The organism is Cribrihabitans pelagius, assembly GCF_048820915.1.
GTDB classification, from domain to species: Bacteria; Pseudomonadota; Alphaproteobacteria; order Rhodobacterales; family Rhodobacteraceae; genus Cribrihabitans_A; species Cribrihabitans_A pelagius.
Map to the genome: position 1 here is coordinate 91,351 of NZ_JBMERR010000019.1, position 12,191 is coordinate 103,541.

The window sequence follows — 12,191 nt, forward strand, 5'->3', positions numbered from 1 at the left end:
ATCCTATGAACCCACCCCGATCCGAGGACTTCGTGCGCATGCCCGACGCCGAGTTCGAGGCGATCCTGACGCGGGCGGCCGAGGAAGGCGCGAAGCGTGCGCTGGCCGATGTCGGTCTCGACGGCGACGAGGCCGCGCTCGACATCCGCGATCTGCGATCGCTGGTGGACTGCATCCGCTTGGTGCGCCGCACCGCCATGCAGACCGCCGTCCGCATGATCACCACCGGCGTCATGCTGGCGCTGCTCGCGGGCATCGCCATCAAGCTCAAGATCTTCGGTGGCAGCCCGTAGCTGCCCATCGCGACAATTCACGCACCAACCCGCACCCGCCCTCGAGGCGGGTTTTTCGTTTCTGGAGGACACGATGACCACGACCTTTTACGACCATTGGCGCGATGTGCCGGAGAGCGCATGGCGCTGGCCGAATTTCAGCCCGGCAGAGATCGCGTGCCGGGGCACTGGCAAGCTGCTGATCAACGAGCCCGCGCTCGACAAGCTGCAGGCGCTGCGCGACCGGCTGAGCAAGCCGCTGATCGTGCGCTCGGCCTATCGCAGTCCCGAGCACAACCGCGCCGTAGGCGGTGCGACCCGCTCCAAGCACCTCGACGGCGCCGCCTTCGACATCGCCATGGCGAACCACGACCCGGTGGCGTTCGAGACCGCGGCGCGCGAGGTCGGATTCCTCGGCTTCGGCTTCTATCCGCGCTCGGGCTTCATCCATGTCGACCTGGGGCCCGCGCGGCAGTGGGGCGAGCGGTTCCCGGTCCGGGAGACCTCATTCGCAGCCGAGACGCCGCCCGCGCGCGAAGTGCTGGCCGACAGCCGCACCATGAAGGGAGGCGGTGCTGCCGGAATGGCGACGATGGGTGCGGCGGGTGTCGAGGTCGCGCAGAGCGTCCTGGCTGAGACCCAGTCCGCGATCCTGCCGCTGGTCCCGTATCTCGACACGTTGCGCTGGGTGTTTATCGCCATCGCGCTCGGTGGGATCGCGGTTACGATCTACGCACGGCTCGACGATTGGAAACGGGGACGGCGATGATTGGCGCGCTCCTCACCGGGATCGCCGCGATCCCGTGGATGCGGGCGGCGCTACGCTACGGCGCCACCGTGCTTGCCGTGCTCCTGTTCCTGCTCTCACTCCGGCGGTCCGGTGAACGGACGGGCCGTGTCGTTGAACATCTCGAAATCACGGAGAAGACCAATGCAATCCAACGCCGGATGCTGGAGGCGGCGGCTCGTCGTCCTCGCGGTCGCGACGAGCTGGTTGACCGGCTGCGCAACGGCGGGTTTTGAAGCGAACGGCTTGGCAGCATGTCCGCCCGTGGTGGAGTACAGCACCGAGTTCCAGACGCGGGCGGCCAAGGAACTGGCCGTGCTGCCGGAGGGATCGGCCGCCGTTGAGATGATGGGTGACTATGCGGTGATGCGGGAGCAGGCGCGGGCGTGTATCGAAGGTGGCTGATTCCGAAGTGGCAGATCCCGGCCCCCTCATGAGCCTTCGAGCGTTTCTAGAACCGGGCAGTCCGGCACATCTTCTCCCGAACATCGAGCCGCCGTAGCCGAAAGCACTTTCTCTATCCGCCTGAGGTCTGCGATCTTCGCCCGCACGTCCGCAAGGTGGCGCTCCGTCCGCTCGTTGACCTCGGCGCAGGTCGGCGCGGTACCGTCTTCGAGCCCCAGCAGCCCGTGAATGTCCTCCATAGAGAAACCGAGTTCGCGGGCGCGCAGGATGAATCGCAGGCGCGTGGCGTGCACGGCGGAATAGATCCGGTAGCCCGCGTCGGTCCGGGGCGGATCGGGCAGAAGGCCAGTCTTCTCGTAATAGCGGATCGTCTCGATGTTGCTGCCGGTCGCCCGCGCCAGATCTCCGCGGGTGAAGCCGCTCTCGCTCTCGTGATCTGACATGCGAATTTCCTCTTGAGCCTGTAGCTACTACAGACCTTACACCCATCGTCAGCCACAGACGAGAGGTGCGCGACATGGTGCTGACAATTGACAGAACGGATAGCGCCGGCGCGGATCGACCGGCCCGGAAGGGTTGGCTGGCGGCAGTCGGGGTGCTGGGCGCCTTTCTCGCCTCTGCCTGCTGTGTCGGGCCGCTGGTTCTGCTGGCCCTTGGCATCTCGGGCGCGTGGATTGGTAATCTGACGGCGCTGGAGCCTTACAAGCCGGTCTTTGCCGTGATCGCGCTCGGCTTCATCGCGGCCGGCTTCCGGCAGGTGTATGTCCGCAAGCCGACCGTCTGTGAGCCCGGTTCCTACTGCGCAAGGCCAGCCTCGGCGCGGATCACCAAGACCGCGCTTTGGGCTTCCCTCATCCTCGTTGTCGCCGCGCTCACCATCGACTGGTGGGCCCCGCTTCTCTACTGACGCTGAAAGGACACCCTCATGAAGATCCTTGCGCTTGCCCTGTTCGGCCTGGCCGCCACAGTGCCGATCACGGCCATTCCAGCCGCCGCGCAGACCATCGCCGCCGAGCAGACCGTCACCTTCGCGGTCGACAACATGACCTGCGCGCTCTGCCCGATCACGGTGAAGCGCGCGATGGAGGGCGTCGAGGGCGTGCGCGCCGTCGAGATCGATTTCGAAGCCCGCGCCGCCACGGTGGTCTTCGACACCGCCGCGACCAGCGCCGACGCCATCGCGACCGCCTCGGCCAACGCGGGCTACCCGGCGCGCGTCTCGGGCTGAAAGGATGACCGAGCAGAGCGACCGCAAGCTGATCGCGACAGGGATCGTCGGCACCGTCATCGCGGCGCTCTGCTGCTTCACGCCAGTGCTGATCGTGCTTCTCGGCGCCGTGGGCCTGTCAGCCTGGCTTGGCTGGCTCGACTATGTGCTGCTGCCCGCGCTCGCCTTCTTCGTCGCGCTGACGGTCTACGCCGTCTGGCGGCGGCAGCGGCGACAGACCATGCGAACGGATGGATGACTTGATGAAAGACGATTGCTGCGCGCCCAGGGGAGATTTCGACCTTGTCGTGATCGGCGCCGGATCGGCCGGATTCTCGGCCGCGATCACTGCTGCCGAAGGGGGCAAGCGCGTCGCGCTCGTCGGGCACGGCACCATCGGCGGCACCTGCGTGAACGTGGGCTGCGTGCCTTCCAAGACGATGATCCGGGCTGCTGAGGCGGTGCACGGCGTGCAGGCGGCGCATCGCTTTCCAGGCCTTCGAGGATCGGCCGAGGTGGCCGACTGGGCGGCGCTGGTTTCGGCCAAGGACGATCTCGTCTCGACTCTCAGGCAGAAGAAATATGCCGACCTGCTACCGGATTACGAGGGCGTCACCTATATCGACGAGGGTCGGGCGCGGCTCGTCCCTGGCGGCGTAGAGGTCGGCGGGCGCAAGATCGCAGCACCCAAGGTCATCGTCGCCACCGGCGGACGGCCTGCCGTGCCGAACATCTCCGGCCTCCCGGATGTCCCAACGCTCGACAGCAGGTCGCTTCTGGAGCTGGAGCAGTTGCCCGAGAGCCTGATCTTCCTCGGCGGCGGCTACATCGGCGTGGAGCTGGCGCAGATGATGGCGCGGATGGGCACGCGGGTCACCATCGTATGCCGCTCGCGCCTGTTGCCGCGCACCGAGCCGGAGGTGTCCCGGGCGCTGACGGAGACGCTGCGCGCCGAGGGCGTCGCGGTGCTCGACGGCGCGACCTACGACGCCGCGCGGCGCGACGGGGACTGTGCGGTTCTAACGGTGACGGTGGACGGCGCCGCACGGGATCTGTCGGCCGACCATCTGGTCCTGACCGTGGGACGCACGCCCCAGACCGAGGGTCTGAGCCTCGCCGAGATGGGCGTCGAGACTGACGCGCGCGGGGCGATCAAGATCGGCAACGACATGGTCACGACACGCCCCGGCGTCTATGCGGCCGGCGACGTGACCGACCGCGATCAGTTCGTCTACATGGCCGCCTACGGCGCCAAGCTGGCCGCTAGGAACGCCGTGTTGGGCGGCACGGAGCGCTACGACAACGCCGCCATGCCCTGGGTGGCCTTCAGCGATCCGCAGGTCGCGGGCGTCGGCTTGACCGAGGCGCAAGCCCGCGATGCGGGCCATGAGGTCAAGACCAGCGTGCTTTCCCTCGACAACGTCCCCCGCGCGCTGGCCGCGCGCGACACGCGAGGGCTGATCAAGCTGGTTGCGGATGCTGGAACCGACCGGTTGATCGGCGGCGTCATCATGGCGCCCGAGGGGGCCGACAGCATTCAGACGCTCGTCATGGCGCTGAAAGCCGGGATGACGACCAAGGCGCTCGGCGAGACCATTTTTCCCTACCTCACCACGGTCGAGGGCCTGAAGCTCGCCGCCCAGACCTTTGATCGGGACGTGGCGAAACTCTCCTGTTGTGCGGGATGAGCAGGCGCCGGCAGACACTCTCTAAGTATTGGAAGCGATCATGAGCAAGAAATACGATCTGGCGATCATTGGAATGGGTACCGCGGCGATGGTTGCCGCGATGCGGGTGAAGACTGCAGGTTGGAGCGTCGCGGTGACCGCCTGGACGGGTCAGGTTCCGGCGGACAGCTTCACTCGAGATTGGTGATCTTGCCGACCAGCTCGGTCAGTGACTCCCCCTCGACATCCGGCGTGCTCATCACCGAGAGGAAGGGCGCGCCACCCCGGGTGACGTAACCGGTCATCAGGCCGCTCTGGCCGGCGCCCTGAATGTCCCATGGATGGGCGGCGACAAGCATCACTTCGGCTGGCTGCAGCTGAAGCTTTTCCGCACAGGATTGATACACTGCAGCGTGCGGCTTCCAGTGCCCGATCTCATCGATAGAGATCACGTGCTCCACGAGGTCCCGTACGCCCGCCCGTTCCAGCAACGCGTTTGTAACTTTCACGCTGCCGTTGGTCAGTGTCGCTATGCGGATTCCTGCCTCGCGCAGTGCCGCCATCGCTGGCGCCACGTCGTCGTGGGGAACGAGCTCGGTGAAGCCGTCGAGGACGTGGTCGACGGCCTGCCGATCGACCTTGCCCAATTCCTTCTCGAGCAGGAGCGACAGGTTCGCTGAAGCGATATTCCGGAAGGGCTTGTACTCGCCAGAGATCTCCAGCGCGAACGCATCGCGCAGGAATGACGCGAACCAGGTCTCCAGATGATGACCGTCGAGCCCCGCCGACGCCAGACGGGGTCTGAGCGAGTCGAGCGAGAAGAGGGTTTCGACGACGTCGAAAGCCACGGCCTTCACCGGCGGCATGCCGCCGAACGACTGGATTTCGTCCTTGTTCATCGGGTTACATCCGTTCCTTGTTGGCTCAGGCGCCGGGGCCGCAGTCAATGCTGCGCGGCGGATTTTCAGTGCGACGACCCAGATTCACGCTCAGGTCGCGTAGGGCCGTGCGTAGGCCCTCCTCGATCACCGGGTGGTAGAAGGGCATCTGCAGCGCCGTCTCTACATCCATGCCGGTCTGCACCGCCCACGCCAGCAGATGCGCCAAATGCTCGCCCCGCGGCGCGATCATCTCCGCGCCGAGCAGACGGCCCGTGGCGCGTTCGCCATAGACGCGCAGCAGACCGTGGTTCTGGCGCAGCACCCGGGCGCGGCCCTGATCAGCGAAATCAACCGCTCCAGTTGCGAAGTCGCATGACCTTTCGGAAAGCTCGGCGAAGGATGCGCCCACCGTGGCGATGTTGGGGTCGGTGAACACGATGCCCAGCGACGTGCGGCGGCGATGGGTCTGCACCTGCGGAAAGCGCCCGGCGTTGTCGCCCGCAATGCGGCCGTCGTCAGCGGCCTCGTGCAGCAGCGGGATGCGGGCGGCGACATCGCCCGCAAAGAAGATGTGGCCACCTTCCGCCTGCATCGTCAGCGGATCGACTTGGGGGGCGCCGCGCTCATCCAGCGTCAGACCCGACGCGGCAAGGTTCAGCCCGTCAAGCGCCGGCGCCCGACCGGTCGCGGCCAGAAGCCAATCGAATCGCTCTTCGCGCGTGGCGTCTCCTTCGCGGAACCTTACCGCCACCGTGTCGCCCTCGCGGGTGATCCCCTGCACGTCGGCGTCCGGGTCGAACGGCAGATCGGTGCCGATCGCAGCGGCGGCGGCATCGCGCACCGCCGGGTCGGACAGGGGTCCGACCCCGCCGCCCTTGCCGAAAAGCCGCACACGCACGCCCAGCCGGCAGAGCGCCTGCGCCAGCTCCAGCCCGAGGACCCCGCCGCCAAAGACCGCCACCGCGCCGGGCAGAACGGTCCAGTCGAATACGTCGTCATTTACGATCAGCCGGTCGCCGACGGCGTCGAATACGTCTGGCCGGATCGGGGCCGAGCCGGTGGCGACGACGATGCGCGCGGCGCGCACGGCCTCTCCGGTGTCGAGCCGCAGGGTGTGCGGATCCGCGAACCGCGCACAGCCCTTCAAGCGGTGGGACGGATTGAACCCTTCGACCGTCTCGATCACGAAACCGACGAAGCGGTCGCGCTCGCGGCGCACCCGGTCCATGACTTCGGCACCGTCGATACGCGGCGCGGCGTGCACGCCGAACCCTGCGGCCTCGCGCACCGCCTCCGCCGCCTCGGCCGCGGCGATCAGCAGCTTCGAGGGCATGCAGCCGACCCGCGCGCAGGTGGTGCCGTAGGGCCCGCCCTCGATCAGAACGATCCGGTCGGTATGCGTACGCGCCGCGCGATAAGCCCCCATGCCGGCCGTGCCCGCGCCGATGATGGCAACATCAACCTCGCGCATGGCTCTGTTCATCCGCCAGCCGTGACTGACTACCATGCTTTGGCAGAGTAGCGCGTTCCCGGTATATGCGGGCGGCACCAATGATGACGCATCTTTTGTCAGCGAGCTTCATGGTGATGTCGTCCTTTCGATAGTCACGGATTGGAAATGCGCCGGGAAGCGGTAACCCGCCCGGCGCGTCAGTTACGGGCATCATTGACGCTTCAGGCCGCCAGACGACCACAAATCGGATAATCGTTGTCGCGGATGAACTTCAGCCCCTTGGCGAGGCCGGCGAGATCCGGTCTTGCGAACGGCGCGTTCGAGATGTCCACGACCTGTAACAGTCCCTCGGCGTTGATCACGAACACGCCCGGTTCGGCGAAAGGACGGTCGGTCTCTTTCTCCGAGCGCGGCTCCGAGACATAGAGGCCGAGCGTCCGCATCTGATCGACGGTCAGGTCATGGCCGACCGGGAATGACACGCCGATCTCATCGGTGAAGCTGCGGGCGCGATCTTCCGGATCGCCGGATACCGCGACGACGCCGACCCCGGCCCTGGCGAAGTCGGGCACCGTGCGCTCGAGTTCCGCAAGGTAGGTCTTGCAGATCGGGCAGTGCTTGCCGCGATAAACCACCACCATCTGCCAGTCGTGATCGCCCGTCGGAGCCCCGAAGCGCAATTCACCGCCGCCAAGCTGCGGCACTGTGATTTCGGGAAGGCGCTCGCCGGATTTGGGTTTGTCTGTCATTTTCGTTTCCTCTTTCGTGTTGAAGTTGAGCAACGCAGCTTTCCGTTACCCTTCTTGCAGCACTTCAACTGCCTCTCGGGTCGTCAAGACCTTGCTGGCGATGAAGTTGAAGTTGACGACGGCGGCCTGGTACCCGTCACCGAGATCCGGATCGATGGCGGCTGCGGTGGCGTCCGAGACGACGAACACTTCGAATCCCTGTTCGACCAGATCGCGCATGTGCGACTCGACGCACAGGTTCGCCGACATCCCGGCCAGAACGACCTTACCGATCCCATGTTTGCGCAGCTGCAGCGTCAGGTCGTTGTTCTGGGGCCCGTAGACCTTGTGAGGACTGACCACGATAACGTTGCTGTCGGTCAGCAGCGGCTTAAGCCGCTCCAGCCAGTCAGCCCCGGATCCGTCGAACCCGGACAGGTCCAGCGGACCACTGCGGGCAAACATCCCGATCTCGTGCATCTTGTTTTCGAGCGTGCCGCCGAACTGCCACTCCTTGTCGGCCGGATAGTAGTAGTGCGGAGACACGAACGTGCGGTAGCCAGCGTCTCGCGCGGCGGTCAACAAGGTCTCGAGGTTGGCAATCGTGTCATTCTTGCGAACGCTGTCGCCGACTAGCCCCCAAGCGGCACCGTCTTCGCTGAGGAAATCGTTCTGGGGATCGGTCACGACCAATGCGGTGGTTTTGTTGTCGATGTTCATCTTTTGCATCCTATGGGTTCAGGCAGGGGGCCGAGTTTGCGGGTCCGTCGCAATTTCTGGGGTCGTCTTGGATCCAAGGTAATTCTCCAAGGGCGTTGTGCGCATTTGCGGCGCTTTCCCAGAGTTCTGGCTTGGGCTTCCGAGTTCTCTACCGGGTCATGCATGCGGTTGCGCCGCGCCTCGTTCGCTGCGGGCAAGCGCGAGATACGCCCATGCGAGGACGGCGCCGAAGGCGACATGGCTGATGATCGAGATCCAGTTTCGCGCCATCGCGAACCACGGAAACAGGATCGCGGCCACCGGATAGAAGTTGACGAGATAAACCAGCAGACCGAAGCCCGCGCCGAGCGCGACCGCCGCCCAAGCGCTGAGGCTCCAAAGCGACAGGGCCCAAGCGAACAAGACAGCGAGCAGTATGGACAGAATGACATGCACGACCATGGCCACCATCATGATCATTGCATCGAAGGTTGCCGGTGGTGGCAGAACGCCATCTCCCATGACCATTGCCGCCATCATTCGAGGAGGGCCCCAGGGGCTACCTCCTGTAACGGCCACCAAAATCATCTCCATCATCATGAAGACGACGCCAGCGATCAGACCCGCCCAGATTGCTGCTTTCGCGTCCAAGCGATCGGGTGAAGTAGTCGGATAAGCCCTTGCCATTTTCCGCCTCCTTTTCTTTGCGTGACGAGGCTACGGGGCCAAACGGCCCCGCAGCTTTTTGTCCGGTCAGGACTTCTCGAAAAGGACCTCGTCGGAGTTGGTGAGGTCCTCCTGGGGCACGTCGAAGGTGAAGCCCTGGATATACTCCGGGTTCTCCGGTTCGCCGCCGCCCATCACCGCCTGCATCGTGTCGGCGTAGAACGTGCGGGCTTCCTCGATGCTGCGCTCGCCCGTCAGAATGTCGTGGGCGAGGTTGAGAGCCAGAAAGTTGGCCGCCTCCTTGTCGCAGCGTGCCGCCATGGTGGCCGCCGTCCGCTCGACGATGACGCTGCCATCGTACTCGGCGAGGTCGTCGAACATGTCGACGGCCACGTCGTAGTCGATCGTCTGTTCAAGCACGTCCGGATGCGGCGTCGGGAAGTCGTGCTGGATGGCTTCCTTGTAGATGACCGTCCGCTTCCAAGGACCGTTGTCGTTCCAGACTAGCATTGTATCGGTCGTGCCGTCGGGCTGGCCGTATTTCTCGACCATGTCCTGGGCCGCGGCCTGCGAGGCTTCGTGCCAATCGCTGAGGTCCGGAAGCTGGGCGTCTTGAGCGGCCACGGCGCCAGCCATGGCCAGACCGGCGGCAGTGGATGTAAGAAACGCGATTGCCTTATGCATGTGAGTTCTCCTTCAGTTGACGTCGGCAGCATTGGCCGGGTGGCTCCCGAACCGCCGTGCCGGATCGTATTGCACTCTCCAATCCAACCGGATGCAGGCGACAACGTTCCCGAAAGGTGACCTAGGAGAGCCAACGGTGCCCTCACGTCCCAAAAATGTGCCTGATCGTCCTGCCGGCACTCAGGGTTGGAGAGGTGGTCCGCGCCGTCTGGCCCGGAAGCTCCTGGGGTCCACACCGAATTCCGCCTGGAAAGCTCGGGAGAAATACGTCCGGCTCTCGTAACCGACGCTTTGCGCCACCATCGCGATCGGCAGCTCGGTCCGCTCCAGAAGTTCGGCGGCATTGTGCAGGCGTATTCGCTTGAGGAGATCGATCGGGCTCGTGCCGAAAGTGGAGTGGAACCGTGCGGCGAAAACCGAGCGGCTCATGCCGGAGGCTTGTGCCAGCTCGTCAAGAGTAAAGTTGCGTGCGGGTTCCTCGAGCAAGGCCAGCACAGGCTTGGCGAGCCGTGGGTCCATGGAGCCCAGGAGCCAACTCGAGCGCATCGGATCGGGCACAACCCGCCGCACGAGCAAGACCAGGCATTGCTTGAGAAGCGCTTCGGTCAGAATACGAGATCCCAGCCGCGGGTCCACCAGTTCCTCGAGGAGCGCCTCAAACGCCCTCCTCAAGGCGTCCTCGGGCGGGAGAACCATCGATATCGGTCGATCAATCAAGTCGAACATGCCGATCGTGTTGCCGTAACTCGCCTCCAGCGTGCCGCAGATGAGGATCGCCTCCGGTGGCTCACCCGAACCGGTGGAGATCCGGAGCATGTGGTTTATCATGGCCACGTGTTGTTCGGAGCGACGCGAGTCCAAGTCCGTTGCGCTTGCACTGATTGTATGGGCGGATCCGCGCGGAAGCACAATGAAGCTGTGCGGCTCGAAGACGATCGCCTCGCTGCCCTCGACCTGCAGAACGCCCGATCCCTTGAGGACGTAGTGGATCAGAGGGTGCGGAAGCCCCGGAAGAGCAAGGGTAGAGTTCGGGCCAGCTTCGCAAACGGCCATTGGATGCACCGCAACCTGCAACGTGCTTAGAAGCCGCTCGAGCGCATCGGGAGCCCGTTCCTCCTGCCTCGATGCCTCGGCGGGGCTCGTCTCGAGATCGTATTTGGGAAGGCTGTCCAGCAGCCGCTGAAGAAGGCTTTTCATGATCATGAGGTCGCGTTGCGGTCGGATGATAGCTCGTTGCGAGATGGAGGACGATAGGGCAAAGCCGTATTTCGAGTAAGCGTCCGGCGAGGACGCGTGGAGTCGGAGCTTCAGTTGAGGCAGCACTTCTTGAACTTCTTGCCGACCCGCAAGGCCAAAAGTCGTTGCGGCCAATTGGCTTGCTTGGCTGACGCAATGTTGGATAATGCCTCGCTGGTTGTATCGTACCGAAGCGAAAGACGCAGGGGCTGGTCTGTTTCGCCGCTACATCCCGCATCCCCGATGGATGCGGAAACTTCTCGGAAGGAGACCGCTGCATTCCTGAAACTGAACATGGAGATGCCCGATGGATCTTAGTGAAAAACAATACACCCTGTGCGAGGAGAACAAGACCGACTTCTCCGACCTGCGCGCCGTGTTCTTCAACTGCACGCTGAAGCATCCCGACCAGGCGTCCCACACGTCGCTGTTGATGGGCAGCTCGGCCGAAATCATGCGCAAGAGCGGTGTCGCCGTGGAAGAGATCCGCATGACCGCCCACAACGTCGCCTTCGGTGTGCAGCCAGACATGCGCGAGCATGGCTGGGATCACGACGATTGGCCCGCTCTGTGGAGCAAGGTAAAAGCGGCGGACATTCTCGTAATCGGCACGCCGATCTGGCTGGGCGAACAATCGTCGGTCTGCCGGCTCCTGATCGAGCGCCTCTATGCCATGTCCGGGATGCTGAACGACAAGGGCCAGTCCATCTTCTACGGCAAGACCGGCGGCGTCGTGGTCACCGGCAACGAGGACGGGATCAAGCATGTGGCGATGAACGTGCTCTATTCCCTGTCGCATCTGGGCTACGCGATCCCGCCGCAGGCCGATTGCGGCTGGATCGGCGAGGCAGGGCCCGGCCCGAGCTACGGCGACGACGGCGCGGGGTTCGACAACGAGTTCACGCAGCGCAACACCACAATCATGACCTGGAACCTGATGCACATGGCGCGGATGCTGGAGGATGCCGGGGGGATTCCCAGCCACGGCAACGACCGCAGGGCCTGGTCGGCCGGCTGCCGCTTCGACTTCGAGAACCCCGAGCACCGGAGCTGAGGTCGAAGGCGATCCCCGAGATCCACCTCCGGCAGGCGCGACCTCTGTGTACTCCAGAAGCAAATCCCACTAGAGCTCCTCGACGAAAAGCACAATGAAATCAATCGGTAGATGTTGGAGAAGGTTCGACGTCAGGCCCATCCCCTCCGCCACTTGCCCTCGCAAAAGCGCTCTCCCGACCCGGCTGCAGCCGGATTTTTTCGTTGTTTTCGAGGGTTATGCGGGAGGGGGTCAGCACCGGCTCCTGCGAGGAGAGGCCGGAAAGCGGTCTCTCAGAGCCTGTATTCTCTGGACCTGATGACTGCGCCATTCTGGTGAATGGCTTGTAAGCTGGACACCTCCGGAAACCTCTGGTTGATCGGCGGATAACGTGATTCACTTCCCGCGCAACGGGGAGGCGGCCATGTCGAGGCAAGCAGGCTTCTGGAGCATTGATGACCGGCTGGCGGCGA

At 64.4% G+C, this 12,191-nt stretch carries 18 protein-coding genes; 10 read left to right on the forward strand and 8 right to left on the reverse strand.

Annotated features, from left to right (window positions below):
• Window positions 1-5 precede the first annotated feature (5 nt).
• The 4 genes from ACOHX0_RS16650 to ACOHX0_RS16665 all read left to right on the forward strand — a co-directional run bounded on the left by ACOHX0_RS16650 (window position 6) and on the right by ACOHX0_RS16665 (window position 1,464).
• Window positions 6-293, forward strand: coding sequence for a DUF6127 family protein (locus tag ACOHX0_RS16650; protein ID WP_420678264.1), 288 nt, complete (start codon window positions 6-8; stop codon window positions 291-293).
• 73 nt (window positions 294-366) lie between these two features.
• Complete coding sequence (locus ACOHX0_RS16655) at window positions 367-1,041, forward strand: YcbK family protein (RefSeq protein ID WP_420678265.1); 675 nt, start codon at window positions 367-369, stop codon at window positions 1,039-1,041.
• Entirely contained in the window at window positions 1,038-1,295 is a 258-nt protein-coding gene (locus ACOHX0_RS16660; RefSeq protein ID WP_420678267.1) for a hypothetical protein, read from the forward strand. The genes ACOHX0_RS16655 and ACOHX0_RS16660 overlap by 4 nt, the downstream gene beginning before the upstream one ends.
• A gap of 10 nt (window positions 1,296-1,305) precedes the next feature.
• Window positions 1,306-1,464 carry a hypothetical protein gene (locus tag ACOHX0_RS16665; RefSeq protein WP_420678268.1) on the forward strand — a complete coding sequence of 53 codons (159 nt, stop codon included), beginning with the start codon at window positions 1,306-1,308 and terminating at the stop codon, window positions 1,462-1,464.
• Between the two features lie 26 nt (window positions 1,465-1,490).
• Here ACOHX0_RS16665 and ACOHX0_RS16670 read toward each other — a convergent pair whose 3' ends face one another.
• On the reverse strand, window positions 1,491-1,907 hold the full coding sequence (locus tag ACOHX0_RS16670) for a MerR family transcriptional regulator (RefSeq protein ID WP_420678269.1): 417 nt from the start codon (window positions 1,905-1,907) through the stop codon (window positions 1,491-1,493).
• 74 nt (window positions 1,908-1,981) lie between these two features.
• Between ACOHX0_RS16670 and ACOHX0_RS16675 the strand changes: the two genes are divergently transcribed.
• Genes ACOHX0_RS16675 through ACOHX0_RS16695 form a run of 5 tightly spaced genes read left to right on the forward strand, consistent with a single transcriptional unit; the run spans window position 1,982 to window position 4,546 of the window.
• Window positions 1,982-2,371, forward strand: a complete 390-nt coding sequence (locus tag ACOHX0_RS16675) for a mercuric transporter MerT family protein (protein ID WP_420678270.1) — start codon at window positions 1,982-1,984, stop codon at window positions 2,369-2,371.
• Between the two features lie 18 nt (window positions 2,372-2,389).
• Complete coding sequence (locus ACOHX0_RS16680; protein ID WP_420678271.1) at window positions 2,390-2,692, forward strand: heavy-metal-associated domain-containing protein; 303 nt, start codon at window positions 2,390-2,392, stop codon at window positions 2,690-2,692.
• A gap of 4 nt (window positions 2,693-2,696) precedes the next feature.
• A complete protein-coding gene (merF, locus tag ACOHX0_RS16685) occupies window positions 2,697-2,930 on the forward strand; it encodes a mercury resistance system transport protein MerF (RefSeq protein WP_420678272.1) in 234 nt (77 codons plus the stop codon).
• Between the two features lie 4 nt (window positions 2,931-2,934).
• The gene (gene merA, locus ACOHX0_RS16690; protein WP_420678273.1) at window positions 2,935-4,359 is read left to right on the forward strand and encodes a mercury(II) reductase; all 1,425 of its coding nucleotides are present in this window, start codon (window positions 2,935-2,937) and stop codon (window positions 4,357-4,359) included.
• A gap of 40 nt (window positions 4,360-4,399) precedes the next feature.
• Window positions 4,400-4,546 carry a hypothetical protein gene (locus tag ACOHX0_RS16695; protein ID WP_420678274.1) on the forward strand — a complete coding sequence of 49 codons (147 nt, stop codon included), beginning with the start codon at window positions 4,400-4,402 and terminating at the stop codon, window positions 4,544-4,546.
• On the opposite strand, the gene ACOHX0_RS16700 is transcribed toward ACOHX0_RS16695, so the two are convergent.
• From ACOHX0_RS16700 to ACOHX0_RS16730, 7 genes are all read right to left on the reverse strand, one after another.
• Complete coding sequence (locus ACOHX0_RS16700) at window positions 4,530-5,237, reverse strand: haloacid dehalogenase type II (protein ID WP_420678275.1); 708 nt, start codon at window positions 5,235-5,237, stop codon at window positions 4,530-4,532. The two genes, ACOHX0_RS16695 and ACOHX0_RS16700, sit on opposite strands and share 17 nt — an antisense overlap.
• 25 nt (window positions 5,238-5,262) lie before the next feature.
• Window positions 5,263-6,690, reverse strand: coding sequence for a dihydrolipoyl dehydrogenase (locus ACOHX0_RS16705; RefSeq protein WP_420678277.1), 1,428 nt, complete (start codon window positions 6,688-6,690; stop codon window positions 5,263-5,265).
• 203 nt (window positions 6,691-6,893) lie between these two features.
• Window positions 6,894-7,421, reverse strand: a complete 528-nt coding sequence (locus tag ACOHX0_RS16710) for a peroxiredoxin-like family protein (RefSeq protein ID WP_420678278.1) — start codon at window positions 7,419-7,421, stop codon at window positions 6,894-6,896.
• Between the two features lie 45 nt (window positions 7,422-7,466).
• Complete coding sequence (locus ACOHX0_RS16715) at window positions 7,467-8,120, reverse strand: cysteine hydrolase family protein (RefSeq protein WP_420678279.1); 654 nt, start codon at window positions 8,118-8,120, stop codon at window positions 7,467-7,469.
• A 156-nt stretch (window positions 8,121-8,276) separates the two neighbouring features.
• Window positions 8,277-8,786 (reverse strand): hypothetical protein, encoded by a 510-nt coding sequence (locus ACOHX0_RS16720; protein ID WP_420678280.1) that lies wholly within the window; start codon window positions 8,784-8,786, stop codon window positions 8,277-8,279.
• Window positions 8,787-8,852: 66 nt separating this feature from the next.
• Window positions 8,853-9,275 carry a hypothetical protein gene (locus ACOHX0_RS16725; RefSeq protein ID WP_420678281.1) on the reverse strand — a complete coding sequence of 141 codons (423 nt, stop codon included), beginning with the start codon at window positions 9,273-9,275 and terminating at the stop codon, window positions 8,853-8,855.
• 354 nt (window positions 9,276-9,629) lie between these two features.
• Window positions 9,630-10,652, reverse strand: a complete 1,023-nt coding sequence (locus ACOHX0_RS16730) for a helix-turn-helix transcriptional regulator (protein ID WP_420678282.1) — start codon at window positions 10,650-10,652, stop codon at window positions 9,630-9,632.
• A 340-nt stretch (window positions 10,653-10,992) separates the two neighbouring features.
• Here ACOHX0_RS16730 and ACOHX0_RS16735 point away from each other — a divergent pair, with 340 nt between their 5' ends.
• On the forward strand, window positions 10,993-11,739 hold the full coding sequence (locus ACOHX0_RS16735; protein ID WP_420678283.1) for a flavodoxin family protein: 747 nt from the start codon (window positions 10,993-10,995) through the stop codon (window positions 11,737-11,739).
• Window positions 11,740-12,191: the final 452 nt, after the last annotated feature.

Coding starts and splice junctions, on each gene's coding strand:
- ACOHX0_RS16730 (WP_420678282.1), bottom strand. CDS start 10,652: ATGATCATGAAAAGCCTTCTTCAGCGGCTGCTGGACAGCCTTCCCAAA.
- ACOHX0_RS16670 (WP_420678269.1), bottom strand. CDS start 1,907: ATGTCAGATCACGAGAGCGAGAGCGGCTTCACCCGCGGAGATCTGGCG.
- merF (WP_420678272.1), top strand. CDS start 2,697: ATGACCGAGCAGAGCGACCGCAAGCTGATCGCGACAGGGATCGTCGGC.
- ACOHX0_RS16660 (WP_420678267.1), top strand. CDS start 1,038: ATGATTGGCGCGCTCCTCACCGGGATCGCCGCGATCCCGTGGATGCGG.
- ACOHX0_RS16700 (WP_420678275.1), bottom strand. CDS start 5,237: ATGAACAAGGACGAAATCCAGTCGTTCGGCGGCATGCCGCCGGTGAAG.
- ACOHX0_RS16650 (WP_420678264.1), top strand. CDS start 6: ATGAACCCACCCCGATCCGAGGACTTCGTGCGCATGCCCGACGCCGAG.
- merA (WP_420678273.1), top strand. CDS start 2,935: ATGAAAGACGATTGCTGCGCGCCCAGGGGAGATTTCGACCTTGTCGTG.
- ACOHX0_RS16655 (WP_420678265.1), top strand. CDS start 367: ATGACCACGACCTTTTACGACCATTGGCGCGATGTGCCGGAGAGCGCA.
- ACOHX0_RS16675 (WP_420678270.1), top strand. CDS start 1,982: ATGGTGCTGACAATTGACAGAACGGATAGCGCCGGCGCGGATCGACCG.
- ACOHX0_RS16680 (WP_420678271.1), top strand. CDS start 2,390: ATGAAGATCCTTGCGCTTGCCCTGTTCGGCCTGGCCGCCACAGTGCCG.
- ACOHX0_RS16705 (WP_420678277.1), bottom strand. CDS start 6,690: ATGCGCGAGGTTGATGTTGCCATCATCGGCGCGGGCACGGCCGGCATG.
- ACOHX0_RS16720 (WP_420678280.1), bottom strand. CDS start 8,786: ATGGCAAGGGCTTATCCGACTACTTCACCCGATCGCTTGGACGCGAAA.
- ACOHX0_RS16695 (WP_420678274.1), top strand. CDS start 4,400: ATGAGCAAGAAATACGATCTGGCGATCATTGGAATGGGTACCGCGGCG.
- ACOHX0_RS16725 (WP_420678281.1), bottom strand. CDS start 9,275: ATGCTAGTCTGGAACGACAACGGTCCTTGGAAGCGGACGGTCATCTAC.
- ACOHX0_RS16735 (WP_420678283.1), top strand. CDS start 10,993: ATGGATCTTAGTGAAAAACAATACACCCTGTGCGAGGAGAACAAGACC.
- ACOHX0_RS16710 (WP_420678278.1), bottom strand. CDS start 7,421: ATGACAGACAAACCCAAATCCGGCGAGCGCCTTCCCGAAATCACAGTG.
- ACOHX0_RS16715 (WP_420678279.1), bottom strand. CDS start 8,120: ATGAACATCGACAACAAAACCACCGCATTGGTCGTGACCGATCCCCAG.